The sequence below is a fragment of the Frigidibacter sp. RF13 genome, assembly GCF_026626305.1.
Classification (GTDB): domain Bacteria; phylum Pseudomonadota; class Alphaproteobacteria; order Rhodobacterales; family Rhodobacteraceae; genus TMP-24.
On the sequence record NZ_JAPNUE010000001.1, the window covers coordinates 841254 to 865493 of the forward strand.

The 24240-nt window shown below is 64.2% G+C and carries 26 protein-coding genes, 1 tRNA gene and 1 other RNA gene; 12 read left to right on the forward strand and 16 right to left on the reverse strand.

Annotation, left to right across the window (positions count from 1 at the left end):
• Nucleotides 1-65 precede the first annotated feature (65 nt).
• Entirely contained in the window at nt 66-1544 is a 1479-nt protein-coding gene (locus tag OU426_RS04115) for an O-antigen ligase family protein (RefSeq protein ID WP_267632575.1), read from the forward strand.
• Between the two features lie 327 nt (nt 1545-1871).
• On the opposite strand, the gene OU426_RS04120 is transcribed toward OU426_RS04115, so the two are convergent.
• The 3 genes from OU426_RS04120 to OU426_RS04130 all read right to left on the reverse strand — a co-directional run bounded on the left by OU426_RS04120 (nt 1872) and on the right by OU426_RS04130 (nt 2542).
• Nucleotides 1872-1948, reverse strand: a tRNA-His gene (locus OU426_RS04120).
• Between the two features lie 76 nt (nt 1949-2024).
• Nucleotides 2025-2270: a hypothetical protein gene (locus OU426_RS04125; RefSeq protein WP_267632576.1), complete on the reverse strand. Its 246-nt coding sequence runs from the start codon at nt 2268-2270 to the stop codon at nt 2025-2027.
• Between the two features lie 50 nt (nt 2271-2320).
• On the reverse strand, nt 2321-2542 hold the full coding sequence (locus tag OU426_RS04130) for a hypothetical protein (RefSeq protein ID WP_267632577.1): 222 nt from the start codon (nt 2540-2542) through the stop codon (nt 2321-2323).
• 309 nt (nt 2543-2851) lie between these two features.
• Between OU426_RS04130 and OU426_RS04135 the strand changes: the two genes are divergently transcribed.
• Nucleotides 2852-3073 carry a DUF6324 family protein gene (locus tag OU426_RS04135; protein WP_267632578.1) on the forward strand — a complete coding sequence of 74 codons (222 nt, stop codon included), beginning with the start codon at nt 2852-2854 and terminating at the stop codon, nt 3071-3073.
• Here OU426_RS04135 and OU426_RS04140 read toward each other — a convergent pair.
• On the reverse strand, nt 3060-3500 hold the full coding sequence (locus OU426_RS04140) for an MmcB family DNA repair protein (protein ID WP_267632579.1): 441 nt from the start codon (nt 3498-3500) through the stop codon (nt 3060-3062). The genes OU426_RS04135 and OU426_RS04140 overlap by 14 nt on opposite strands.
• 104 nt (nt 3501-3604) lie before the next feature.
• Between OU426_RS04140 and ssrS the strand changes: the two genes are divergently transcribed.
• Nucleotides 3605-3761: non-coding RNA, 6S RNA (ssrS, locus tag OU426_RS18175), on the forward strand.
• A gap of 379 nt (nt 3762-4140) precedes the next feature.
• Here the strand turns inward: ssrS and OU426_RS04150 are convergent.
• From OU426_RS04150 to OU426_RS04175, 6 genes are all read right to left on the reverse strand, one after another.
• Nucleotides 4141-4500, reverse strand: a complete 360-nt coding sequence (locus OU426_RS04150; protein ID WP_267632581.1) for a DUF1304 domain-containing protein — start codon at nt 4498-4500, stop codon at nt 4141-4143.
• Between the two features lie 100 nt (nt 4501-4600).
• The gene (gene nusB / locus OU426_RS04155) at nt 4601-5089 is read right to left on the reverse strand and encodes a transcription antitermination factor NusB (RefSeq protein WP_267632582.1); all 489 of its coding nucleotides are present in this window, start codon (nt 5087-5089) and stop codon (nt 4601-4603) included.
• A gap of 20 nt (nt 5090-5109) precedes the next feature.
• A complete protein-coding gene (locus tag OU426_RS04160) occupies nt 5110-5616 on the reverse strand; it encodes a 6,7-dimethyl-8-ribityllumazine synthase (RefSeq protein ID WP_267632583.1) in 507 nt (168 codons plus the stop codon).
• 3 nt (nt 5617-5619) lie between these two features.
• Nucleotides 5620-6714, reverse strand: coding sequence for a 3,4-dihydroxy-2-butanone-4-phosphate synthase (ribB, locus tag OU426_RS04165; RefSeq protein ID WP_267632584.1), 1095 nt, complete (start codon nt 6712-6714; stop codon nt 5620-5622).
• 106 nt (nt 6715-6820) lie between these two features.
• Complete coding sequence (locus OU426_RS04170; protein ID WP_267632585.1) at nt 6821-7390, reverse strand: hypothetical protein; 570 nt, start codon at nt 7388-7390, stop codon at nt 6821-6823.
• Between the two features lie 149 nt (nt 7391-7539).
• Complete coding sequence (locus OU426_RS04175; protein ID WP_267632586.1) at nt 7540-8157, reverse strand: riboflavin synthase; 618 nt, start codon at nt 8155-8157, stop codon at nt 7540-7542.
• A 119-nt stretch (nt 8158-8276) separates the two neighbouring features.
• Here OU426_RS04175 and OU426_RS04180 point away from each other — a divergent pair, with 119 nt between their 5' ends.
• From OU426_RS04180 to OU426_RS04190, 3 genes are all read left to right on the forward strand, one after another.
• Entirely contained in the window at nt 8277-9581 is a 1305-nt protein-coding gene (locus tag OU426_RS04180) for a capsule polysaccharide biogenesis protein (RefSeq protein ID WP_267632587.1), read from the forward strand.
• A 122-nt stretch (nt 9582-9703) separates the two neighbouring features.
• The gene (locus tag OU426_RS04185) at nt 9704-10792 is read left to right on the forward strand and encodes a polysaccharide biosynthesis/export family protein (protein ID WP_267632911.1); all 1089 of its coding nucleotides are present in this window, start codon (nt 9704-9706) and stop codon (nt 10790-10792) included.
• Nucleotides 10793-10801: 9 nt separating this feature from the next.
• Nucleotides 10802-12850, forward strand: a complete 2049-nt coding sequence (locus tag OU426_RS04190; protein WP_267632588.1) for a capsule polysaccharide biogenesis protein — start codon at nt 10802-10804, stop codon at nt 12848-12850.
• A 9-nt stretch (nt 12851-12859) separates the two neighbouring features.
• Here OU426_RS04190 and ribD read toward each other — a convergent pair whose 3' ends face one another.
• From ribD to OU426_RS04215, 5 genes are all read right to left on the reverse strand, one after another.
• Entirely contained in the window at nt 12860-13957 is a 1098-nt protein-coding gene (ribD, locus tag OU426_RS04195; protein ID WP_267632589.1) for a bifunctional diaminohydroxyphosphoribosylaminopyrimidine deaminase/5-amino-6-(5-phosphoribosylamino)uracil reductase RibD, read from the reverse strand.
• Nucleotides 13954-14421, reverse strand: coding sequence for a transcriptional regulator NrdR (gene nrdR, locus OU426_RS04200; protein ID WP_267632590.1), 468 nt, complete (start codon nt 14419-14421; stop codon nt 13954-13956). Before nrdR ends, ribD begins: the two co-directional genes overlap by 4 nt.
• Nucleotides 14422-14637: 216 nt before the next feature.
• Nucleotides 14638-15372 (reverse strand): glycosyltransferase domain-containing protein, encoded by a 735-nt coding sequence (locus OU426_RS04205; protein ID WP_267632591.1) that lies wholly within the window; start codon nt 15370-15372, stop codon nt 14638-14640.
• Between the two features lie 79 nt (nt 15373-15451).
• Nucleotides 15452-16279 (reverse strand): glycosyltransferase family 25 protein, encoded by an 828-nt coding sequence (locus tag OU426_RS04210; RefSeq protein ID WP_267632592.1) that lies wholly within the window; start codon nt 16277-16279, stop codon nt 15452-15454.
• A gap of 88 nt (nt 16280-16367) precedes the next feature.
• Entirely contained in the window at nt 16368-16625 is a 258-nt protein-coding gene (locus OU426_RS04215) for an accessory factor UbiK family protein (RefSeq protein WP_267632593.1), read from the reverse strand.
• 126 nt (nt 16626-16751) lie between these two features.
• Here OU426_RS04215 and lgt point away from each other — a divergent pair, with 126 nt between their 5' ends.
• From lgt to OU426_RS04235, 4 genes are all read left to right on the forward strand, one after another.
• Nucleotides 16752-17648 (forward strand): prolipoprotein diacylglyceryl transferase, encoded by an 897-nt coding sequence (gene lgt, locus OU426_RS04220; RefSeq protein ID WP_267632594.1) that lies wholly within the window; start codon nt 16752-16754, stop codon nt 17646-17648.
• Nucleotides 17645-18718, forward strand: a complete 1074-nt coding sequence (locus OU426_RS04225) for a class I SAM-dependent methyltransferase (RefSeq protein ID WP_267632596.1) — start codon at nt 17645-17647, stop codon at nt 18716-18718. Before lgt ends, OU426_RS04225 begins: the two co-directional genes overlap by 4 nt.
• Nucleotides 18718-19479, forward strand: coding sequence for a peptidoglycan editing factor PgeF (gene pgeF, locus OU426_RS04230; RefSeq protein ID WP_267632597.1), 762 nt, complete (start codon nt 18718-18720; stop codon nt 19477-19479). The genes OU426_RS04225 and pgeF overlap by 1 nt, the downstream gene beginning before the upstream one ends.
• Nucleotides 19480-19716: 237 nt before the next feature.
• Nucleotides 19717-20523 carry a Hint domain-containing protein gene (locus OU426_RS04235; RefSeq protein WP_267632598.1) on the forward strand — a complete coding sequence of 269 codons (807 nt, stop codon included), beginning with the start codon at nt 19717-19719 and terminating at the stop codon, nt 20521-20523.
• A 105-nt stretch (nt 20524-20628) separates the two neighbouring features.
• Here the strand turns inward: OU426_RS04235 and OU426_RS04240 are convergent, their stop codons facing one another.
• Nucleotides 20629-21129 (reverse strand): Lrp/AsnC family transcriptional regulator, encoded by a 501-nt coding sequence (locus OU426_RS04240; protein ID WP_267632600.1) that lies wholly within the window; start codon nt 21127-21129, stop codon nt 20629-20631.
• Between the two features lie 166 nt (nt 21130-21295).
• Between OU426_RS04240 and trxB the strand changes: the two genes are divergently transcribed.
• Nucleotides 21296-22237 (forward strand): thioredoxin-disulfide reductase, encoded by a 942-nt coding sequence (trxB, locus tag OU426_RS04245; protein WP_267632601.1) that lies wholly within the window; start codon nt 21296-21298, stop codon nt 22235-22237.
• Between the two features lie 261 nt (nt 22238-22498).
• Nucleotides 22499-24205, forward strand: coding sequence for a bifunctional sulfate adenylyltransferase/adenylylsulfate kinase (locus OU426_RS04250; RefSeq protein WP_267632602.1), 1707 nt, complete (start codon nt 22499-22501; stop codon nt 24203-24205).
• Nucleotides 24206-24240: the final 35 nt, after the last annotated feature.

The following is a 24240-nucleotide window of genomic DNA, read 5'->3' on the forward strand; positions in this document are numbered from 1 at the left end:
TCGGCGTCAGAGCGCGCGCTGCAAGGCAGCAAGCCGGAGTACCAATGCGATCTAGAAGTCTGAGCATGGCCGACACTGGCATCACCAGCGCTCCGGTTCCTGGCGGTCAAGCCATGGCCAAGCCTGCTGTCGGCTTGGTGCTCTGCTATATGCTCCTTCTGCTGCTTCCGATCAAGTTCTCGATCGGGACGGTGGCGCTTTCGCCGCTCCGGGTTTACCTCCTGTTTGTCGTTCCCGTCCTGCTTGTGAATCTTTTCAGCGGCAAATATGGCCGTGTGAACGCTGCTGACGTCCTCATGACGCTGCACATCCTATGGGCAATCGTCGCCATCGCCGTGAATAACCCGAACCGTGTTGTCGAAAATGTCGGTTCGACAGCGGTCGAATTTCTCGGCGGATATCTGGTTGCCAGAGCAAGCATCCGCGACCCTCAGTCGTTCAAGATCGCCTGCACCTACATCTTCTTGTCTGTCTTGATATTGATCCCGTTCGGCGTGTCGGAGCTCTTCTCCGGCAAACCGGTTATCGCGGAGGCGATATCCCGCATCCCCGGCCTAAGTTCAGTTCCGGACGTATCGAATGCGAAACGACTTGGGCTCGAGCGTGTGCAGAACATCTTCGAGCATCCAATTCACTATGGGCTGTATTCTTCTACGGCATTTGCCCTCACATTCTATGTCGTCGCCAGCAATCTTGGAATAATTACCAGATTGCTTTTTTGCGGGCTGGTGTTTGCAGCGGTCATGCTGTCGCTGTCCAGCGGCGCGGTCCTGGCCGTACTGGCTCAATGCGCATTGATCGGCTGGGCACTCGTGTTCCGAAATGTTCCCAAGAGATGGATATTGCTCATTTCTTCCTTTGTTTTGGCGTATGTGGCTGTTGACCTTCTATCGAATAGGACACCGATGAAGGTCTTCATGAGCTATGCTACTTTCGATGCGCAGACAGCCTACTACAGGTCGATCATCAATGAGTGGGGTATGTACAATGTCTGGAACAACCCTATTTTCGGCCTTGGCCTAAGAAGCTGGATCAGACCTGGCTACATGCTTCGTGGAAGTGTTGATAATTTTTGGCTCGTCAACGCGATGAAGTACGGCATTCCAGGGTTCTTGTTGCTTGCCGCCGGTTATGCATATGCATTGATTGCTATCTCGCTAAAGAATCTCGACGCAGACAAGGTAGCTTCTGTGTTTCGTTTTGCCTGGGTCGTGACGATGTGCGGCCTCACCTTTACGCTCATCACTGTCCACGTTTGGGCGACCATCTATTCCTATACCATCTTTCTTCTGGGCGCGGGTATTTGGGTAATAGACTATCGTCCGACAATAGCCTCGGTGCCCGAAAGCGCGCCGCAGGGACGGTCGGCCTTGACATATGCACGGCCGAGATCTGCAGAAACTTCCTATTCCAGGAGGCCCGCTCCCGGGGATGAACCTGATAGAGGCAACCGACAGTCGGCGCGGCGTTCGCGCGGCGCAGAGGGCACACAGCAGGTATTCACACGGTTCCCCGGCCCTCATCAAACACCAGGGAACGAGTAGTGCTACGCTTTCTCGTATTCCCACGGCGGTGTCGCCACAATCGTGTAATGGGCGAAGCGCCCCTTTCGCCGGATCTACCTGACTTGTGTCCTGCGACGAGAAGGTGAAGTCGTGCCCAGAGCCGGAATGGAACGGGCGACACGTGGACTTTCAATCATTTGTCTGTCTGCGTCAGCTTCCGCAGACCACCGCGTCAAACGCCGTCGTCTCGCGCTGAAGGCGCTTACCCAAACTCGAGCACGAAAGATATCGACACGCTCGAATGTGATGAATGGGAGACTATCGCGCAATCCGGCGCCCGAACCACCATCCAAGTCACTGATTTAATGGTACCGCCTCCCCGGCTCGAACGGGGGACCCCCAGATCCACAATCTGGTGCTCTAACCAACTGAGCTAAGGCGGCACTCGGGCGTGGAATTAGGAGGTTTGACGGCGAGGGTCAACTGGAAAATCGGCGCTTCGGAGGCGACCGGCGACCGTCAGTTGATGCGCCGACGCAGGGCGAGGCCGAGCGCGAAGACGATCGCGATGGCGACCAATGTCTGTTGGCCGACTGCGTCAATCAGAAGCGACAGGTTGACCATGACCGAGCCGACATAGGGGCCGGCATCCGCCCCCAGCAGGAGATAGAGAAGGATCAGAAGCGCGACGAGCGCATAGCCCGCTTCTGCAACCGCGAGGCACAGGCGTTTGACCAGGCCGAGTGCGTCGAGAAGCGCGTCCATCCTTCGTCCTCCTGCCGGGGGCGGCCCGTTTCTGTGTAGCCGTGACGGCCCTAGCGCTTGTCCATCAGCCAGAGAACGACGCCGAGCGAGATCAACCCGGCAAGACCGGCACCGCCGAGTTCCTTCACGAGGTTGGTGATATTGCCGACCACGTCACCAAGGAACGACATGTTCGCCGGACCAACGAGAAGCGAGGCCACGATGGCCAGCGCCAGAAGGCCGATTCCGAGTTCCGTCAGGGTTCTGATGACGGATCTTGCATTGTCCAACATCCTGATTTCCTTCCTGCTCTGTTATTCAGGTCATGATCTGACCTGCGACAGATTGTCATGCGCGGAAATCCGCTTAGTCAAGGAAAATTTTATTGCGCGCCCATTTTGCGCGATTCGGCAGACCTGAAACCTATATCTTGTGAAGCTCTGACGCGCACACGGGCGGACCCGCCGCGATATGTGTCAGCCGCGCTTGACTTATCCACAGGCGATGTCGACAGCTCGCGGCTCGGAAACGCGGCTTGAGGTTAAGGCTTGGATTTCTCGCATTCTTCCGCCAGAACCGGCACTGAACATCCGGAGGCCGAGATGGGCATCAATAAGGAAAGCGAAATCGCTGCGAACTTGCAGATCGGACCGACCGATCTGGGCATGGTCCGCATCTATGTCGAGGCGGACGGGTTCGAGTTACCGCTCGACTTCGACCCCGAAGAGGCAGAGGAAATCGCCGAGGAGTTGCGGGCGGCGGCCGAAGCCGCGCGGGAGATGCGCGCGGGCAGCACAGGCAAAGGCAAGCCTAAGCGGCGGTGATTCCTTCTGACGTCACCCCCGGATCGCGATAGGATTGCAGCCTCAGCGCGGCATGACGCGCGAATTTGGTCAGCACCACCTTGCGGCGCGCGCCCGGTAGCGGCGCCTCGGGGCCCAGCCGCAGGATCTCGGCATCATAGCCATCGGCAATGATCAGTCCCGCCCCCTCGGGGAAGAGGTCGACAGGGAAATCGGCGTCGACCGCCCAGAAGAACCGGTCGGCCCATTCGAGGTAATTGCGCCATTTTCGGTCCGAGGTGAAATCGGCGCGCGAGGATTTGCATTCAACGATCCAGACCTCGCCCTTCGGCCCAAGCGCCATCACATCAACCCTGAGGCCCGGAGCTGGCACCAGTTCCTCCACCGTCGCGAACCCGTGCGACAGGAGATGGCGGCACACACCGCGCGCGAGAATCTGGCCGGGCATTAGGTCCTGGAGCATGCGCAAACATGAACGAAAGACGAACATTCCGTCAAGACCCCTCGCCGTGTCTTGAAGGCGCCATCAGCGCCGCATAGATTGCGCGGTGGCGGGTTCTGCTCTTCTCGTATCCGGCCCTTTTCCAGTGGCCGATAATCTTTTCCGAGGGGGCTGGCTCTGCCTGGGTCCTGGCCCAGGTATCTGGCTCCCACCTGACTAGTCAGGCTCTCGGGAAATTCACGCCGGCACGGTCGCTGCGGTTCCCGCCACTTGTCTGCCGCACCGTGACCGGCGCCGGTTCAGGCGCGACGGCGGGCGCCCGGGTACCGCCGCCCCTGCCCGGTTTTTCTGCCATCTGCATCACGGCATAGGCGAACTGCACGCCCGAAAAGACGATGGTGTTGAAGACGACCAGCATCACGACAGCGAGCGGCCCCTCGCGCGTGGCCGTCACCAGATGCCACAGATTGGCAACGTTCAGCCACAGAAGAAGGGCCGTGAAGGCCGCGCCAAGCAGCAAGCCAATGAACACATGGCGGATGTACAGGCGGACAAGTTCGGGCATTTCTGGACCCTCCGACGCCAATCTAATGCTTGGGGACGCACGCGCCAGAGGCAGAGTGACGCAGGCGCCCTACCCCGTCCGTCAGCCCAGCCACAGTGCCGCGAGCGCCAGCGCGGCAGGCAGTGCCTGCACATAGAGGATGCGGCGCGAGGCGGTGAGCGCGCCGAAAAGACCGGCGACGAACACGCAACCGAGGAAGAAGCTTGCGAGCGGGCGGGCCATCGCCTCGGTCGCGATCAGCGACCAGATAAGACCGGCCGCGAGGAAGCCGTTATAGAGGCCCTGATTGGCCGCCATCACCTTTGTCGGTGCGAACAGGCCCTTCGGGAACGAGCGGAAGATCTTCGGTCCACGGCTTTCCCAGGCGAACATCTCGAGCCAAAGGATGTAGAGATGCAGCGCGGCGATGGCGGCGATCAGCATCTGGGCGACAAGCGGCATGGCGACTTCCCGTCGGTGACTGTGTTTGTCAGACTAGGCTCAAGAGGGCCATCGTGCCAAGCGAAGAGCGCCGCAGGCGACGATGAGCGATCCCGGGTTTTCAGAACGCGTCGGGGCGTGCCTCGCGCGCCATATGGTCCAGAACCGCATTGACGAATTTCGGCTCGCGTCCGTCGGGGAAGAAGGCGTGCGCCACGTCGACATACTCGGTGATCACCACGCGCGGCGGCGTCGCGGGTTGCTGAAGCTCTGCGCCCGCTGCCCGGAACAGCGCCCGCAAGACCGGGTCGATCCGGTCGATCGGCCATTTGGCCACCAAAGCCCGGTCGGTCATCTGGTCGATCTTCGCCTGCCAGTTCACCGCCTCTTCGATGATTTGGCGGAAAAGATGGGTATCGCCCTCGACAAATTCGTCACCCTCGATGGTCGCGCCGAACCGGTGGGTTTCGAACTCGCGGCGCACCTTGTCGACGGTCTGGCTCGCCGCCTCCATCTGGAACAGCGCCTGAACTGCATAAAGCCGGGCGGCGGATTTCATCTGCCGCTTTTCTTCCAGCGTCGGTTTGCGGGGCGCGTCGTCGTCGGTCATGGTTCTCTCGATAGGCGGACTCAATCGGCAGGCTTGAAGCCCATGCCCTTGGTCTGGCGCGCCCATTTGCGGGAAAGTGCGATGAGATGCAAGGCCGCCGCTGCGGCGCCTCCGCCCTTGTTCTGGCCATTGGGATCGGCCCTGACCTCGGCCTGTTCGCGGTTCTCGACCGTCAGGATGCCGTTGCCGACACAGGCGCCGGAAAGGCCGAGCATCGTGATGCCGCGCGACGAGTCATTGCAGACCGTATCGTAGTGCGTGGTTTCGCCCCGGATCACGCAGCCCAGAGCGACGAACCCGTCATAGTCAGCCATGCGGAAGGCCATGCCGATGGCGGTCGGCACTTCCAGCGCGCCGGGCACCTCGATCACTTCGACGCTCGCCCCTGCCTTGGCCGCCGTATCCTTCGCGCCTGCGATCAGGTTGTCGGCGATATCGCGGTAATAGGGCGCCACCACGATCAGAAGCTTCACGGGCTTGTCGAAGGCGGGCAGCGGTAGCGTATAATGGCTTTCGTTCGCGGCCATGCGTCACTCCATCGCGATCGGGCGGGTCCCGGTGATCTCGAGTCCATAAGCATCAAGACCGACGATCTTCGGCGTTCCGGAATTGGTCAGAAGCTCGATCCGGTTCAGCCCGAGAGCGGCAAGGATCTGCGCGCCGAGCCCGTATTGGCGGAGCTTGTGGGGCGTCGCCTCCTCGTCAAGCGCGAGCTTCATCTGCGTGTCGCGCAGCATCACCACGGCGCCCCTGCCCGCTTCGGCGATCGCGCGCATGGCGGCGGGCATCTGGCCCGCGTGCGAGGGATGCAGGCCGAGCACATCCTCCAGCGGATTCAGGGAATGCATGCGGACGAGGACCGGCGCGGGCGTGGCGATATCACCCTTGGTCAGCACGATATGTTCGGCGCCCTGAGTGGCGTCGGTGAAGACCCGCATATGCCAGTCGCCGCCGTGGATCGAGGTGACCTGCCGCTGGGCGATTTCGCGCACCAGGCTGTCGTGGCGCAGGCGATAGGCGATCAGGTCGGAAATCGTGCCGATCTTCAGCCGATGCCGCTGTGCGAAGGCCACCAGTTCCGGCAGCCTCGCCATGGTGCCGTCCTCGTTCATGATCTCACAGATCACGCCCGCCGGATTCAGACCCGCAAGGCGCGAGACGTCGGTCGCCGCCTCGGTATGGCCCGCGCGCACCAGAACGCCGCCGTCGCGGGCGCGAAGCGGGAAGATATGCCCGGGCGTCGCGATATCGGCGGCACCCTTCGAAGGGTCGATGGCGACAGCAACGGTGCGCGCCCGGTCATGGGCGGAAATGCCGGTGGTTACCCCTTCGCGCGCCTCGATCGAGATGGTGAAGGCCGTCTCGTGGCGCGAGGAATTCTTGGTGGACATCAGGGGCAGGCCCAGCGTCTCGATACGTTCGGCCGGAAGCGTCAGGCAGATGAGGCCACGCCCATGCATGGCCATGAAATTGATCGCCTCGGGCGTGGCCATCTGCGCGGGGATCACCAGATCGCCTTCGTTCTCGCGATCCTCGTGATCGACAAGCACGAACATCCGGCCGTTCCGGGCCTCTTCGATGATCTCTTCGGTGGGCGAAATCGCGGATTTCAGATCGTCGGTCATGGGCGGCCCGGGGCAGGGAAAGTCACCGGCGGGCATAGACGATGCGCGCCCGAAAGGCCAGAGGCGGCGGCGGCGCTTGGCGACTAGAGACCGACATGACGGAAGGTCAGCGCGCCGCGGCCGGGCCGAAGAACCGGTCGGCGGGCAAATAGGCTGCCAGCCGCGCCGCCGCGCACCAGTCGCGTTCCAGCCCGTGATCGCCGATGAGCAGCACCCCGTCGGCGGGAAGGGCCCCGAGTGCCGCGCGCAGCATGGCCCGCACCTCGCGGTGCCCGGCCAGAAGCGCAGGCGCTGCGTGGGCCGCATCGATCATCAGCAGCGCTTCCCGCACCGCCTCGGGCGTCAGCGGCGGGTTGGCCAGTGCAATCCGCCCGCAAGCGGTGATCTCGGCGAGCTTTGCCGCCCGCTCGGGTGCGAGGACCGGCCTGGCCACGGACAGGGAGAGCGCATTCGATGAAAAGAGAAAGGCCACAAGGTCGCGCCCGGTGGTCGCGCGCACCCCGGCATAGGTCTTGTAGTCGAGCCCAAGCTCCTTTGCCCGCATGACACGAAGCCGAACCACCTCGACCGGCAGCACCGGCAAAAGCCGCGCCCGCGCCGCGCGCCAGCAATGCGCCCGCCAGCTTGCCCCGCCCTCCATCGTCGGGCCGCCGTTATGTCCGATCAGGTTCGCCATCATGACGCGGAGATTTGCAGGCGCCGCGAAAGGGCTCAAGCAAGGACCGCACGATTGCGATATCCCGCGCGACCTGTTGCCCAAAAATAGGGCGCTGCGCCCACAAACGAAGCGCGACGGAAAGCTGACAGAGGCACCGTGACCTCCAGTCAGCCGTTAGCCCAATCACGCATCCGTGCTACGTAGCGGGCAAGCGTGTCGATCTCGATATTCACCGGATCGCCCATGCCTGCCGTCCCCCAGGTGGTGACCGTCTTGGTATGGGGGATGATGTTGACGCCGAAATCCCGGCCACTCACCTCGTTCACCGTCAGGGAAGTGCCGTTCAGCGCTACCGAGCCCTTGGGCGCAATGAAACCTGCAAGAGCCTCAGGCGCGCGGAAGGTGAAACGGGTGCTTTCCCCTTCGTCTTCCATCCCGACGATCTCGGCCACGCCATCGACGTGGCCCGACACGATGTGACCGCCGAGCTCGTCACCCACCTTCAGCGCGCGTTCAAGGTTCAGCCGCCGCCCGACCGCCCAGCCCTTACGGTTTGACCCGATGGTGGTCTTGGCGATGCTTTCGGCCGAGATCTGCACGTCGAACCAGTCGCGCCCACCCTCTGTCCCGCGGGCAATGACCGTCAGGCAGCAGCCGTCGCACGCGATAGAGGCGCCGATGTCGATGCCCGCCGCCGGATAATGCGTTCCGATCCGAGCCCAGAGATCGCCGCGACGCTCAAGCGCCATGACTTCGCCAATGTCGGTGACTATACCTGTGAACATGAGCGGCTCCTTTCCCGATTGCCTAGCGAGCGCAGCGCCTTGGCGCAAGGGCATGGCTAAGCGTTTCGGGCGGTGGCAGAAATGACGAAAGCGGAAAGACCCTACAGGCTGCCACCAGCATGACCCGACGCACGCCCTCTCCGCCATCCGCCGCCGACCGGCGCTTCCTGTTGCTGCAGGGGCCGCACGGGCCGTTTTTCGCGCGGCTCGGCGATCTCTTGCGCGCGGCGGGCGCGGAGGTCTGGCGCGTGGGTTTCAACCGGGGCGATGAGTTTTTCTGGCGCCGCCGGAACTATGTCGCCTTCCGGGCACCGTTCGATGAATGGGAGACTCACCTTACCGGCCTGCTGGCAAACCTGAGCATCACCGATCTGGTGCTTTATGGCGACAGCCGACCGATTCACGCCACGGCGATCCGATTGGCAAAGGAACGCGGGTTGCGGGTCCATGTATTCGAAGAGGGCTATCTCAGACCCTATTGGATCACTTACGAACGCGACGGATCGAACGGCAATTCGCGGCTGATGCAGCTTGACCTTTCGACGATGCGCGCCGCCCTTGCCCGGCCCGGCGCAGAGCATCCCGCTGCACCGGTCCGCTGGGGCGACATGCGTGAGCATATGTTCTACGGCGCGCTTTACCATTTCCTGATCCTGACGCTCAACCACGCCTATCCAGGCCACCTGCCGCACCGCGAAATCAACGTGACCCGCGAGGCGCGGTTGCATCTCAGGCGTTTTCTTGCGATGCCCTTCGTGCGGATCAGGCGGCGGCTGGCCGAGTGGCGCATAAGGCGAAGCGGCTTTCCCTATCATCTGGTCCTTCTTCAGCTTGAACATGATGCGAGTTTCCGGGCGCATTCCGACTTCGCCTCGATGGCTGATTTCGTGACGCTCTGCCTTGACGCTTTCGCGCGGGGGGCAGCGGCGCATCACCATCTGGTCTTCAAGGCCCATCCGCTGGAAGACGGGCGGGTGCCACTCGCGCGGCTGATCCGCGAGGGGGCCGCGGCGCGTGGGTTATCGACGCGCGTCCATTTCGTGACCGGTGGCAAGCTTGCCCAGCTTCTGCGCGAGGCGGCAAGCGCGGTGACAGTCAATTCGACCGCCGCACAGCAGGCCCTGTGGCGGGGTCTGCCGGTGAAGCTTCTCGGTCGCGCGGTCTATGACAAGCCGGAATTCGTGTCGCCCCAACCGCTCGCCGATTTTTTCGCAACGCCGTCCCGCCCCGACTCGCGCGCTTACTCCGACTACCGGCAGTTCCTCCTGGAAACCTCGCAAATCCCGGGCGGCTTTTATTCCTCCCGCGGCCGCCGTCGGGCTCTACGACGTGTGGTAGACATGATGCTTGCCCCCCACGATCCTTACGTCACGCTTCTGCAGGCCGACGCGGCAGAGCGGCAACACATCCGGGTGGTGAGCTGACGGGGCTGTTTTTTTGCCGCGACAGCCGCTAGCATCGCGCCCAAAGAGGCAGGATAAAATACGGAAACCGAAGAGTGATCCAATCTGGCAAACGCCGGACACGTAGTCTGGTTCTTGTTTCCATGGTGGCGCTGGTCGCTGCCTGTGGTCTGCCGCGTTCCGGGCCGAACAAGAAAGAGATTCTTGCAGGCAGTGTCGAACAGAATGGCAATTCCTTCATCATTCCCGTTGACGCCCGCGTCGCCCGCCTGACCGGCGAAGAGGCGCCCATCGGTTTTCCGGCGGCCTTCCGTCATGCAGGACTCGTCGGCTCAGACGAAGTGCGCCCCGGTGACAAGCTCGGCGTGACCATCTGGGAGAATGTGGAAAACGGGCTTCTGGCAAAGGCCGGGGCAAGTGCCACGCCCTTGCAGGAAATTCAGGTCGATGGCCAAGGCTTCATTTTCGTGCCCTATGCGGGCCGGGTGAAAGCCTCGGGCAATTCGGTCGAGGAGCTGCGGCGCATCATCACCGAGAAACTCGCCGAACAGACCCCCGACCCGCAGGTCGAGGTGACGCGGCTTGCCGGTGACGGCGCGACGGTTTCGGTCATCGGCGACATTGGCGGCCAGGGAGTCTACCCGATCGAACGGCCCACACGGTCCTTGTCGGCGATGATCGCACGGGCGGGCGGCGTGGCGGTCGATCCGCAGGCGGCGCAGGTAACGGTGACGCGCGGCAAATCCTCGGGCAAGGCGCGCCTTGTCGACATTTACGAAAACCCCGCGATGGATATCGCGCTGCGGCCCGGCGACGTCATTCTGGTAGAAGCTGACCCCCGGTCCTTCACGGCCATGGGCGCTACCGGTGCACAAAGCCGGGTGCAGTTCGAGACCCCGACCCTGACCGCCATCGAGGCGCTGGCACAGGTCGGCGGCCTCTCGACCAATTTCGCCGATCCCAAGGGCGTGTTCGTCCTGCGGGACGAGAGCGAGGCTATCGCCCGCGCCGTTCTGGGCCGGAACGACCTTAAGGGTCCGCAGCGGGTAGCCTATGTCTTGAACCTGACCGAGCCGGACGGGCTGTTCAACGCCCGCGACTTCCTGATCCGTGACGGCGACACGCTCTATGTGACCGAGGCGCCCTATGTTCAGTGGCAGAAGACGCTGGCTGTGCTGACCGGCACTGCAAGTTCCGCCAGCTCGGTCAACTCGCTCGCCCAAGGCAATTGAGTCCGGCAATTGAGCGGCGCTCCAACGCCCGACGCCGCCGATCGTGATAGCGCCCGGCGGCTTTTCGTCTATAGCGGCGGCTTCCTGACCCAGACGCGCATTCGCCGCATTCTGGCGCTGAAGGCCTGGGATGTGCGGCTCGGGGCGCCCTTGCGCGCCGACGATCATGTGGGCGTCTGGGGCAAGAGCCCGACCTCCCCGCGCGGCGAGGTGGTGGCGGGAGCGTTTGACCGGCCTGTCCTCAGGGTCGAAGACCCATTCCTGCGCTCGGTCAAGCTCGGTCGCGACGGTGCAGCTCCGATCGGGCTTCTTCTGGATGAACGCGGAGTCCATTTCGCCGCTGATGTTCCCTCCGATCTGGAAGTGCTGCTTGCGACCCACCCGCTCGACGACAGTCACCTTCTCGGCCGCGCCCGCGCCGGGATGGCACGGATCGCGGCGGGGCATCTGTCCAAATACAATCTCGCCGACCCCACCACGCCGCCACCCGCGCCCGGCTATGTGCTGGTGATCGACCAGACGAAGGGCGATGCCTCGATCACCCATGGCGGGGCGACGGCAGCCACTTTCCGCGAAATGCTGTTCGTCGCGATGGACGAACATCCCGGGCGCCCGATCCTGATCCGCAGCCATCCCGAAACCGGTGCGGGCCACCGGCCGGGCCACTTCGGGCCCGAGGACCGTTCGATGGGGCCGATTGAGTTTGCCGACCCGGCGCTGACGCCGCAGGCGCTCTTCGAAGGCGCGGTCGCGGTCTATACCGTTTCTTCCCAGATGGGGTTCGAGGCGATCCTCGCGGGCCACAAGCCCCATGTCTTGGGCCAGCCCTTCTATGCAGGCTGGGGCCTGACCGACGACCGCCAGCCGGTGTGGCGGCGGCAACGGAAACTGACCCGCGCCCAGCTTTTCGCTGCCGCAATGATCCTCTATCCCGTCTGGTACGACCCCTGCCGCGACCGCCTGTGCAGTTTCGAAGAGATGCTGGGTCAGCTGGAAGCCGAGGTCCGGGCCTTCCGCGAGGATCGCGTGGGCTATGTCGCGACCGGCATGCGGCTTTGGAAGCGGGCGCATCTGCAGAAATTCTACGGGCGGGAAAAGCCCGTTCTGTTCCGCGAAGGCGCGCAGGCGGTCGAGGCGGCGCGGTCCAGCGGCCGCAGGTTGCTGGCATGGGGAACCACCGGCCCGGATACGCATACCCTGGACGGAACGCCCGTCATCCGGCGGGTCGAGGACGGGCTTCTGCGCTCGCGCGGGCTCGGCGCGGATCTGGTGCCGCCCTTGTCGCTGATCGCCGACGGGCGGGGCATCTATTACGATCCATCGCAGGAAAGCGATCTCGACCGGCTGATCGCGGCACCCGCCCTTGCCGGCGAGGAAGACCGCGCCCGCAGGTTGATCGCCGCCATCACCCGGGCGGGGCTGAGCAAATACAATATCGGCGGCGCACTGCCGCCCTTGCCCGCGGGGCGGCGCATTCTGGTCGTGGGTCAGGTCGAGGATGATGCCTCGGTCCGGCTTGGCGCGGGCGAGGTGAAGACGAACCTTGGGCTTCTGGACCGCGCGCAGGCCGAAAACCCCGGAGCGGTGATCGTCTACAAACCCCACCCGGATGTCGAGGCGGGCCTCCGGCCCGGCCTGTTCCCCCCGGCGGACCTGACCGCACGCGGGGCTCTCCTCGTGCACGCCGCCGATCCGGCGGCGCTTCTCCTCGAGGTGGACGAGGTCTGGACGATCACCTCGACGCTCGGCTTCGAGGCGATGATGCGGGGCAAGCCCGTCACCTGCCTTGGCGCGCCCTTCTATGCGGGCTGGGGCCTCACGCGCGACCTTGGGCCAGCGGTCCCGCACCGCAAGGCACGACCGACGCTTGAAAAGCTTGTTCACGCGGCACTGATCGCCTATCCGCGCTACCGCGACCCGGTGACCGGCCTGCCCTGCCCCGCCGAGGTGATCGTGGACCGTCTGGCAAAGGGCGAGGTTCCCCGACCGGGCGCGGGCTACCGGTTCCTGTCGAAGCTGCAGGGGCTTCTGGCGAGCCGGTCCCGGCTCTGGCGCTGACGGGTAGGTTCAGACGCGCGACCAGCGGCTCAGCACATCGCCACCGACCGGGCACAGTTCCTCCAGCCGGTAACGCCCGGCGTCAGCCAGCGCGGTGAGGCCCAGCGCGCCGACCCCGGGGCGGGCGTCGCCGCCAAGGGCAAGACCGGCGGTGAACATCGCCAGCTCGTCAGCCAGTCCGGCGCCGATAAGCGCCGCCGCCAGCGCCCCGCCGCCTTCGCAGAAGACCCGGGTCAGCCCAAGCGCGCCAAGCGCCTGAAAGGCCGCAGTCATGTCGAGACCACCTTCGGACTGCGGCACCTCGATCAGCCGCGCGCCGAGAGCGGTCCATTGGTCTCGCGCTACGTGGGGTGCGTCCGGGCCATGCAGAAGCCAGAGCGGAACCTCTGCCGCCGATCTGGCCAACTGCCCATCGCGCGGCAGGTCGAGCCTGCGCGCCGCGACGATCCTCACAGGCTGACGGCTGGCGCCAATCCCGCGCACGGTCAGGACCGGATCATCCGCACGCGCGGTCCCCGCCCCGATCAGGATGGCGTCATGGCGCGCCCGCATCAGATGGGTCCGCCGCCGCGCCTCTGGCCCGGTGATCCAGCGGCTTTCGCCCGAGGAAGTGGCAATCCGGCCGTCAAGGCTTGTGGCAAGCTTCAGGGTCAGCATTGGTCGCCCGAGCCCGATCCGGCAGAGGAAGCCCTTCTGGACCGACCGCGCCTCGTCTTCCATGAGGCCGGTATCCACCGCGATCCCGGCATCGCTTAGCAGCGCATGCCCCCCGCCCGCAACCCGCGGATCCGGATCCTGAAGCGCGGTAACGACACGCGCCACGCCCGCCGCGATCAGGGCTTCCGCGCAGGGCGGGGTCTTACCATGGTGGGCGCAGGGTTCAAGGCTCACATAGGCGGTCGCTCCACGCGCCAGCGCGCCCGCCTGGGCAAGCGCCTGCGGCTCGGCATGGGGCCGCCCGCCATCCGCCGTCCAGCCGCGGCCGACGATCCGGCCTGCCTTCACGATCACGCAGCCGACCGCCGGATTGGGCCACACCCGGCCAAGTCCGCGCGCGCCCAGGGCGATTGCCTGGGCCATGAAGGCGCGGTCGTCCGCGCCGTTCACTCGTCGGCGCCGGCCGTCGGGCGCAGTTCGGAGACGAACTTGTCGAAATCGTCGGCGGCCTGGAAATTTTTGTAGACGCTGGCGAAGCGCACATAGGCGACCGTATCGATCCGCGCGAGCGTTTCCATCACGATCTCGCCGATGGTCTTCGAGGGAATGTCGGTCTCGCCCAGGCTTTCAAGGCGGCGCACGATGCCGGAAATCATCTGGTCGATCCGTTCGGGTTCGATCGGACGTTTCTGCATCGCGATGCGGATCGAACGTTCGAGCTTCGAGCGGTCGAAATCCTCGCGTCGCCCGGACGACTTGATCACCACGAGATCGCGGAGCTGCACTCGCTCGTATGTCGTAAACCGTCCGCCGCATGCCGCGCAGAAGCGCCGCCGCCGGATCGAGACATGGTCTTCAGCCGGACGACTGTCCTTCACCTGCGTATCGACATTGCCGCAAAACGGACAGCGCATGGATATCTCCCCGAAAGCCCTTTGCCCGCAAGGACTATAGGGTCGCACCAAAAGGATGGGTAGGGGCTTTTTCGGCGCACCATATTTGGGCGGTCGATCTGTGGCGGCAAAGACTCAGGCCCGGCCGGGCCGCTCGCCCCCCCCTGACAGGTGTCCTCGCTCTCCGCCTCGCGGACACAGCGAAGAGCGCGCGCCCGGTGCGCGATGAGCGGCGCGTCAGCGCCCCTTGAGCGCGTGATAAAACCGCCGCGCCGCCTGATAGGCGCGATGCTTGCGCGGGAAATCCGGCACGCGGTGCGCCCGGTCGAGGAAATCGTGCTCTACCGTCTCTCTCCAGTCGAGAGTTCGGATGAACTCAAAGCGCAGGTCAAGTTTCCAGACAAGATAGGGAAAAGAAATCTGGTCGCGCCGCGAATAGCGCAGCACATGTTCGAACCAGCGCTCGCCGAAATGGGCGACCGCCGGATCCTGATGGCGGCGCAGGATGAAATGGCCCTCGATCAGGCCGGAATGCGTGGGCATTCCCTCGGCTCGGTAGGTGCGCTGGCGCTCTTTGAGCGTGCGAAAATCGTCCAGTCCGTTCTCCCAGCAGGTCTGCAGTTCATGATAGACGCAATCGCGGCGGAAATGCGGGAATGCGAAGAAAGCCGCCGATTTGCCAGACGTAGCAATGTCGAGAATTTCGAACGGATCGCGCTTAAGCCTGGACTTGTTGTCGAGCCAGAGCGACCAGTCCCCGTCCAGATAACGATGCGGCATCAGCTTTGCCCGCCGCGAGGCGCGCGCGGGGTCAAGCCCGTCGAGCGGATCATGCACGATCTCGACCCCGGGGAAGTCGACCTCACTCTGGTCGGTGAAAAGAACACGCCGCACATGGGCAAAGGGTCCGAAGACCTCTCGGTTTAGCGGTTCTTTCGCGCCATAGTGAGCGGAATAGAGCGTGAGCGACATGGCGCCACTATAGGCAAGGCCAGCCTGGAGAAAAGTCGCTTCGTGACACGCGGCGTTCCTGGCACTGGCGACTGCCGCGCTAGTCGCGCGGCCAGCCGATGTCGGCCGCCGGATGCACCTGCCGCAGCACCGCGTCCGATGCGCGCAGGCGGCGAAGCAGAAGCCCGAGCGACATGCGCAGGCGGCGCAGCCGGAAGCGAAGCCAAGCTACACCCGACCCGCGACCGGGCATCGGCTCAGTAAAGATGATCGATGTGCCCATCCGGTCGAACGGGACGGCCGGCGCGGGCAAGAACTGGGCCTGCCGGGCCGCCGCGGGTTCAATCTGATGGCGGACAAGGCCGGGAGCGAGGTCGATCGCCGCGTCGGCAAGCGGCAGAACGGTCTTGGTCGCGGCCAGAAGCCGGCGCGCCCCGTCTGGCCAGAGCAGATAGGCAGCCGCGCCGCCCCGGTCGCGATAGAGGCGCGAGATGGCGAAACCTTCCGCACCAAGCGGTTCCTTCTTTCGCGACAGGAGTTTGGGGTGCACATAGGTCTCGAGCGTCACATATTCTGTCGCCGGGCGGTCGATCAGTTCCGCGAGCAGCGCAGGCAGCGACGGGGACAGCACCGCATCATCTTCGAGGATCAGACGCGGCCTTCCGCCCGCGACGACCTCTGCCCAGGCGCGGCGGTGAGAGAGGGTACAGGCGATCTCGGTTGCGCGTAGAGGCCGCGCCCATGCGTTTCGAAATCGAGAGAGTTCGGACGGGACGATGTCTGCGGCGGTGGTGGCGGGCAAGACCACGAAGGGGATCGACAGCCTGTTGAGCTGTTGTTCCTGGAAAGCGCGCCGATCGCTGGCAGAAGTGAGATTGATAAGGATAGCGAGGCCGTCAGGAAGCCCAAGACGCACATCGCCACCCACGTTCTCTTTCCCTCTGTCTTGCGCGCCGAACGGATTTTGCACCGATCATCGCCCGGGCCGGGGCCGAAGGCGGTCCCGGCGCGCGCCGTCAGCCTTTGGTCTTCTTCTTTGCGCCTTCGAGCGCCTCGATCCGCGCGGCAAGTGCCTCGTTTTCCTCGCGGGCCTTCTGGGCCATGGCGCGGACGGCGTCAAACTCCTCGCGCGTCACGAAATTGCGGTCGGCGAGCCAGCGGTCGATCCAGCCCTTCATCGCCGTCTCGGCCTCGGTCTTGGCGCCCTGGGCCACGCCCATCGCATTGGTCATCAGTTTCGACAGATCGTCGATGAACTTGTTCGGGCCTTCCATGGCGGAGCCTCCTTCTCGGGCAACTTGGTGACTATATGGGCTGAAGGCCCCGGAAGCTCAAGACTGGCCAAGCTCAAGGTTGACAATGTCGCGCCCGCGGGCTCTGACGGACAAAAAGAGGGCATGATGCAGGCGGTCATCGCATTTCCGGATCTGTCGAGCGAGATCTTCTCGATCGACATCGGCGGTTTCAGCTTTGCACTGCGCTGGTATGCGTTGGCCTATCTCGCAGGTCTCGTCGCGGGCTGGAAGCTGATCCAGGCACTCATGCGGCGACCGGCGCTCTGGCCCGGCGAGCGGGCGCCGATGGAACCAGGCAAGGTCGAGGACCTGCTGACGCTCATCGTCCTTGGCGTCGTCCTCGGCGGCAGGCTTGGCTATGTCTTCTTCTATCAGCGCGACTATTACCTCGCCAATCCGGGCGAGATTCTCCGGGTCTGGGAGGGCGGCATGTCCTTCCACGGCGGCTTTCTGGGCGTGATCGCGGCAGGGTTTTTCTTTTGCTGGAAGAACGGGGTCCGCCCGATGCTTCTGTCCGACGCGATGGCGCTCGTGGCGCCGATCGGGCTGTTCCTCGGGCGGCTCGCGAACTTCGTGAATGCCGAGCTTTGGGGGCGGCCAACGGATCTGCCCTGGGGCGTGATCTTTCCGGGAGAGGAGGCGCAGGACTGCCCCGGTATCGTCGCCGGCCTGTGCGCGCGGCATCCAAGCCAGCTTTACGAGGCCGGTCTTGAAGGGCTTCTTCTGGGCGCAGCCCTCTTCTGGCTGTTCCGGCGCGGCGCGCTGAAACGCCCCGGCCTGATCACCGGCACCTTCCTGCTGGGATACGGGCTTTCCCGCTTCGCGGTCGAATTCGTGAGGCAGGCCGACGGGCAGTTCATCAGCCCGGACAATCCGCTTGGCCATGTGATCGGCACCGCAAGTGTCGGTCTGTCGATGGGCCAGCTCCTCAGCCTGCCGATGGTGGCTGCCGGGCTCTGGTTCCTTGCCCGGGCACGGACACCAGGAAAAGCCGAGCGATGACGCCGCTCGGCCGCCTCATCGCGACCCGTATTGCGGCGGAGGGGCCCATCAGCCTCGCCGACTATATGGCCGACTGCCTCATGCATCCGGTCCACGGCTATTACGCCACCCGTGACCCGTTCGGGTCGCAGGGTGATTTCACTACGGCACCCGAGATCAGCCAGATGTTCGGCGAACTTCTCGGCCTCTGCCTTGCGCAGGCCTGGATGGATCAGGTCCGCCCCCTGCCCTTTCGCCTGGTCGAACTTGGCCCAGGGCGCGGCACGCTGATGGCCGATATGCTGCGCGCACTGGGGTCAGTGCCGGGGCTTCACGGGCAGATCGAGGTCGCCCTGGTCGAGGCGTCACCCAAATTGCGCGCCGTCCAGAAAGAGCGGCTGCAAGGCCACAAGGTGCAATGGCTGGACCGGCTGGACGATCTGGCTGATGGGCCGCTTTTCCTCGTCGCCAACGAGTTCTTCGACGCGCTGCCGATCCGGCAGTTCGTTCGCGCCGACGCGGGATGGTCCGAACGAATGGTAGGGCTGAAGGACGGGCTTCTGACGCTGGGCCTCGGACCTGCGACGCCCTACGGGTCGCTGGCCGCCCGCCTTGCGGACACGCGCCCCGGCGATCTGGTCGAACTGTGCCCTGCACTTGCCCCGATCTCGGAAGAGATCGCTCGGCGCATCGCCACGAATGGCGGCGCGGCGCTGGTTATAGACTATGGCGGCTGGCATTCGCTCGGCGATACGCTCCAGGCGCTGAAGGATCATCGCCCGACCGATCCTTTCGCCGCGCCGGGCGAGGCCGATCTGACCGCGCATGTGGATTTCGAGGCGCTGAGTCTTGCCTTCACCCGCCCGGGTGCCCGGCCAAGCCGGATGGTGTCGCAGGGCTTGTTTCTGGAACGGCTCGGCATCGGCGCCCGGGCAGAGCGGCTGGCTGCGCAGCTGCAGGGCGCCGCGCTAGACAGCCATCTTGCCGCCTATCGGCGCTTGACCGATACCTCGGAAATGGGTGAGTTGTTCAAGGTGATCGCCTGTCATCCTGCAGGTGCACCACCACCGCCGGGACTGGACCCCATCTGATGGCCACAACGCTCGACTGTCTGACCGATCCGGCGCTGGAGCCCCTGACACACGGTTTCTTCACCCGCAAGGGCGGCGCCTCGTCGGGCATCTTCCACGGTCTTAACTGCGGGCTCGGCTCTTCCGACCAGTCCGAGGCGGTGATGATGAACCGCGAACGGGTGGCAACCCACCTGTCGGTTCCGGTCGCGGCGCTCGTCGGCGTCCATCAGGTGCATTCCGCCGATGTGGTGACGGTATCGGCGCCGTTCGACAAGGCGCCGCGCGCCGATGCGATGGTGACCGATCGCCCGGGCCTCGCGCTGTCGGTCCTGACCGCCGACTGCCAGCCGGTGCTTCTTGCCGACCCGGACGCGGGCGTGATCGGGGCGGCGCATGCGGGCTGGCGAGGTGCGCTGAGCGGTGTCCTGGAAAACACGGTCCGCGAGATGGAACGGCTCGGCGCCCGGGCAAACCGGATCGCCGCCGTGATCGGCCCGACAATTAGCCAGCGCGCCTACGAAGTCGGCCCGGAATTCATGGAGAGCTTTCTGGTCGAAGACGCCTCCTACGACCGTTTTTTCGCGCAAGGCCAAGGCGACAGGCTGCAGTTCGACCTTCCGTCCTTCGGCCTGTTCCGCCTACGCAAGGCGGGTGTCGGGCAGGCACACTGGACCGGTCATTGCACCTATTCAGACCCAGAGCGCTTCTTTTCCTTCCGCCGTTCGGTCCATCGGCACGAGGCCGATTACGGCAGGCTGATCGCAGCCATCCGGCTCTGACGCCCCTTCGCAATCGAATCGAGTTTTCGCCGCATTATCACAGCCATTGTTCATTGACGCCGCGGCAATCTTGGTGCGTCACCTGCGATTGGCGGCTGCTTTCGGCAAAGTTCGCGTAAAATTTGACAAGCAGTCGAAGTGAGCGCAAAACAGGAGCGCACCCAATTTTCGGGCGCATGATTTGTGACGGCCTTTTCGCCGTTTGTTTTTGAAGTTTGAACCGGAAGGTTTTTTGAGATGATGCATTCCGCCCCGAGCGTGGCTTCGGCCATGCCTGCCCTGTCATCCCCATCCAGAACGACCGACCTCTTCCTGCCGCGTGGTGCAAAGCCCGCCCCGCGTCCGCCGCGCCCCACCTTCAAGATGCGCCGCTATGAGGTGCAATGGCTCGGCGCAGACGGTCAGGTCGATGGAGAAAGCCGCACCGCACCGGCGCTGCCCGAGTTCGAAGAGGCATTCTCTGCCCTCGCCCGTGGCACGGTGATCGATACCGCCGAAGGTCCGGTCGCGATTGAAGACCTTCTGCCCGGCATGCAGGTCGTGACCGGCGAAGGCCGGACCGAGACGGTGACCTGGATCGGTTCGATGATGCTTTTCCCGCCGAACATGATCCCCGGCATCGCCACTACCACCATGACCCGGATCACCGCCGACGCGTTCGGCGGCGGCAAGCCGATGCCCGATATCCTGCTTGGCCCAGATGCCCGCCTTCTGATGCGCAATGCCCGGACACGTGCGGCCGGTCATGCCGCCGCCTATTGCCCGGCGCGCGGCCTTATCGACGGCCTGTCGGTGATTGAGGTGACGCCGGTCGCGCCGGTGACGGTCCATCACGTCGTTCTGGAAAACCATGGATCGCTGCGCTGCGCGGGGATCGAGGTCGAAAGCTTCCATCCCGGCAAGAACCCGTCCGAGCGCTTCGACCCGCAGCTTGGTCAGCTGTTCCTCGCGCTCTTCCCGCAGCTCAGTGGCTGGGGCGGGTTCGGCCCGATGGCGCATGCGCGCCTGAGCGCGGACGAAGCGGCAGACCTTATCGCCGCCTGACAGACTGCCTGTCTCCGGGCCGGGCGGATTTTCCTGGGTGCGGAAGGAACTTCGCCAGACGGCTGTGGAGGCCGCTTGAGGCGTGGATCGTCGTGTGGGACCTGATCAGCCCGCGCGCGCGATCCGCGCCTCAAGCACATCAAAGGGCACGCCCGGCTGGTCCTTGGCACAGCGGATCACGAGCGAGGTCTTGACCGACGCGACATTGTCGGCCGCCGTCAGCTCTCCGGTCAGGAAGTGCTGGAAGGACGACAGATCCGGCGCCACGCATTTCAGGATGAAATCGATCTCGCCGTTCAGCATGTGGCATTCACGCACAAGCGGCCAGTCGCGGCAGCGCTGCTCGAAGGCAGACAGATCGCTCTCGGCCTGCGACTTCAGGCTCACCATGGCAAAGACATGAACCTCGAATCCAAGTTCGCGCGGGTTCACATCGGCATGATAGCCGCGGATATAGCCGGTCTCTTCCAGCGTACGCACCCGGCGCAGGCAGGGCGGCGCGGAAATCCCCACGCGGCTTGCCAGTTCGACATTCGTCATCCGGCCATCGGCCTGCAGTTCCGACAGGATCTTGCGGTCGATCTCGTCGAGCTTGTGGCCGGCCATTGAACGTCTCCTTCAAAAATTTTGCGGAACTTACCGCCGAGGGCGGTAATGCGCAATATTATTTCGCGTATCGGCGATTTTCAGCAGCGTGGGCGGTGGACATGCCCCCTTTCCCCGAGCCGGGTGGCTGATTATATCCGCGTGGAAGGAAAGTGAAGAGGCGGCGATGAGCGAGACACGGCATACGAAGGTTCTGATCATCGGCTCCGGCCCGGCAGGCTATACCGCCGGGGTCTATGCCTCGCGCGCGATGCTCAATCCGATCCTCGTTCAGGGCATCCAGCCGGGCGGCCAGCTGACGATCACCACCGAGGTCGAGAACTGGCCGGGCGATACCGAGGTGCAGGGTCCCGACCTGATGGTCCGGATGGAGGCGCATGCAAGCGCTATGGGAACGGAGATCATTTCCGACCATATCTCGGCGCTCGATCTGTCGAAGCGACCCTTCACGGCGACCGGCGACGGCGGCGCGACCTACACAGCGGATGCGGTGATCCTTGCCACCGGCGCGCAGGCAAAATGGCTCGGACTGCCGTCGGAGGAGAAGTACAAGGGGTTCGGCGTCTCGGCCTGCGCCACCTGCGACGGCTTTTTCTATCGCGGCAAGGAAGTCGTGGTGATCGGCGGCGGCAATACGGCCGTCGAGGAAGCCCTGTTCCTGACGAACTTCGCCTCGAAAGTCACGGTGATCCACCGCCGCGACTCGTTCCGCGCCGAAAAGATCCTGCAAGACCGCCTGTTCAAGAACCCCAAGATCGAAGTGATCTGGAACCATACGGTCGAGGAGATCCTTGGCGACGAGGCGCCGCTCGGTGTGACCGGCGTGCGCATCCGCGACACCGGCACCGGGGCCGAGCGGACCGTTCCTTGTGCGGGCTTCTTTGTGGCGATCGGCCATGCGCCGGCGTCGGAACTGGTGAAGGACCAGCTGGATCTTCACTCGGGCGGTTATGTGAAGGTCACGCCCGGTTCCACGGCCACGTCGATCCCGGGCGTCTTCGCCGCGGGCGACCTGACCGACCATGTCTATCGCCAGGCGGTGACCTCGGCCGGCATGGGCTGCATGGCCGCTCTGGACGCCGAACGCTGGCTCGCGACGGCCGGGTAGAAAATCTATGGGAAGATTTTTCTAGCCCCTTCCGCCCCCTCCGAAGAGTTTTCGCGAAAACTCTTCGGTGTCGGTCAACGGGCACCCGCCATTCGTTCAGCACCGGCGCCTTTGTCCGGGAATCTCTCCCATTCCTCCGCCGCAGCGCGGCATTTCCGCCCTTTTCGTGTGAAATCGGCCTATTTCCCTTGAACCACCCGGCTTTTCGGGTCTATGCCGCCGCCAAATTCACTGTCTTTCCGCTTGCAGAAGGCCCATTCCATGGCACCCGCGAACCATGCTCCGATCCCGGAGCTCTATGTCTCCCACGATTCCGCGCTGAAGCTGAAGCACGAGGCGGGCAGCCTGCCCTCGTGGGATCTGACGCCCCGCCAGATCTGCGATCTTGAGCTTCTGATGAATGGCGGCTTCCATCCGCTGAAGGGCTTCCTGACCGAAGCCGACTACGACAGCGTGGTCGAGACGATGCGCACCACCGACGGCGCGCTCTGGCCGATGCCGGTGACGCTCGACGTGAATGAAAAATTCGCCGAAGGGATCGAGCCCGGCCAGGATATCGCGCTGCGCGACCAGGAAGGCGTGATCCTTGCCATCCTGTCGGTCACCGACAAATGGGTGCCGAACAAGGCGCGCGAGGCCGAGAAGGTGTTTGGCGCCGACGATATCGCCCATCCGGCGGTGAACTATCTGCACCACAAGGCGGGCAACGTCTATCTGGGCGGGCCGATCACCGGCATCCAGCAGCCGGTTCACTATGATTTCAAGGCGCGCCGCGACACGCCGAACGAACTGCGCGCCTACTTCCGCAAGCTGGGCTGGACGCGCGTCGTCGCCTTCCAGACCCGCAATCCCCTGCACCGTGCGCACCAGGAACTGACCTTCCGTGCGGCGAAGGAAGCGCAGGCCAACCTTCTGATCCATCCGGTCGTCGGCATGACCAAGCCGGGTGACGTCGATCATTTCACCCGCGTGCGCTGCTATGAGGCGGTGCTGGGCCAGTACCCGGCCTCGACCACGCACATGAGCCTTCTGAACCTTGCGATGCGCATGGGCGGCCCGCGCGAGGCGCTGTGGCACGCGATCATCCGCAAGAACCATGGCCTCACGCATTTCATCGTCGGCCGCGACCATGCGGGCCCCGGCAAGAACAGCCAGGGCAAGGATTTCTACGATCCCTATGCCGCGCAGGAGCTGGTGCGCCAACATGAGGCGGAAATCGGCATCGAGATGGTTGACTTCAAGCAGATGGTCTATGTGCAGGAAAAGGCACAATACTACCCCGTGGACGAGGTGCCTGAAGGCTCGACCGTCCTCGACATCTCCGGCACCGAACTGCGGCGCCGCCTGCGCGAGGGGCTGGAAATCCCCGAATGGTTCTCTTTCCCCGAAGTGGTGAAGGAACTGCGCCGCACCTCGCCGCCGCGCGCGAAGCAAGGCTTCACCGTCTTCTTCACCGGCCTCTCCGGCTCGGGCAAGTCCACCATCGCCAACGCGCTTATGGTCAAGCTGATGGAAATGGGCGGCCGTCCCGTGACGCTTCTTGACGGCGATGTAGTGCGCAAACACCTGTCGTCAGAGCTTGGCTTCTCGAAGGAACACCGCGACATCAACATCAAGCGCATCGGCTATGTTGCGTCCGAGATCACCAAGAACGGCGGTATCGCCATCTGTGCGCCGATCGCGCCCTACGCGGCGACCCGCCGCGCGGTGCGCGAGATGATCGAGGCCTTCGGCGCCTTCATCGAGGTCCATGTCGCGACCTCGGTCGAGGAATGCGAACGTCGCGACCGCAAGGGGCTCTACAAGCTTGCGCGCGAGGGCAAGATCAAGGAGTTCACCGGCATTTCTGACCCTTACGAGGTGCCTGAAAACCCCGAACTGCGCGTCGAGACGGAAAATGTCGACGTCGACAATTGCGCCCATCAGGTAATCCTGAAGCTCGAGAGCATGGGCCTGATCAAGGCCTGAGACGAACCGACGGACAGACGAAGGCGCGACCCTTT